Genomic DNA, 1,105 nt, shown 5'->3' with positions numbered 1-1,105 from the left:
GTCAGGCTTTGTCGGTGTTCCTGTACCTCCATTTGAACCGGATGTATTTCCATCACTGGGTTTGTCTGGTTTTGGCGATGAACCTCCACCTTCATTTGTATCAGACGTGTCTCCTTCACTTGGTTCATCTGGTTTTGAAGATGTATCTTCATCTTTATCAGGTTGGTCAGGTTTTGATGTTTCTCCTGTATCACCGTCTTCATTTGTATCAGACGTGTCCCCTTCGCTTGGTTCATCTGGTTTTGAAGGTGATTCTTCATCTTTATTCGGTTTGTCTGGTTTTGATGTTTCTCCTGTATCACCATCTCCATTTGTATCAGAAGTGTCTCCTTCGCTTGGTTCATCTGGTTTTGAAGGTGATTCTTCATCTTTATTCGGTTTGTCTGGTTTTGATGTTTCTCCTGTATCACCGTCTTCATTTGTATCAGAAGTATCTCCTTCGCTTGGTTCATCTGGTTTTGAAGATGTATCTTCATCTTTATCAGGTTGGTCAGATTTTGCCGTCTCTTCTGTACCACCCTCTTCATTTGTATCAGATATGTCTCCTTCACTTGGATTGTCGGGTTGAATGTGTGTATCACTTCCATCATTGTTAGAAGCATTATCATTCAATGAATCATAGTTTTCATCTGATTTTAAATTATCATCTGTCAATTCATTTTTTATTATATTATTATTTTCAACGTTAGAGACAGAATTTTCTTTATCGTCTACGTTATAAAGGTTGGAAATTGAAGGTGCAAAATATGAACGTCCCAATTCATCAGTTTCAGCAAATTTATTCTTTGTGCCAGTCGATGTGTTATTATTTTGATCTTCAACAGCTTGAATTGGTTTAGATATTAAAGAGGCACTTATTGCAAAAGCGAAGCCAGAGATTAATACTTTATTCATTTTATACCCTTTCATTTTCTCACCTCCATATTAGTAATCCTTGTATTCATTATAATTATATTAGAAAGCTCACTTTTTTTCATTAAATAGATGGTTATTGAAAGGAAAAAGTAATAAATCTGAAATTTTTTGTAAAAACCCTATTTACAAACTCAGGTATAATTATTATACTAGATATATATTTTGAATTAATAAAGGAGCTACTATAATG

The 1,105-nt window shown here is 34.6% G+C and carries 1 protein-coding gene; it reads right to left on the bottom strand.

What is annotated here, in order from left to right; genetic code table 11:
* A partial coding sequence (locus CD150_RS12360) for an ICP22 family protein (RefSeq protein WP_498370387.1) occupies positions 1–909 on the bottom strand: 909 nt, incomplete at its 3' end.
* Positions 910–1,105: the final 196 nt, after the last annotated feature.

The organism is Staphylococcus ureilyticus, assembly GCF_002902235.1.
Lineage (GTDB): Bacteria > Bacillota > Bacilli > Staphylococcales > Staphylococcaceae > Staphylococcus > Staphylococcus ureilyticus.
This window is presented reverse-complemented; position numbering and strand designations above follow the sequence as displayed.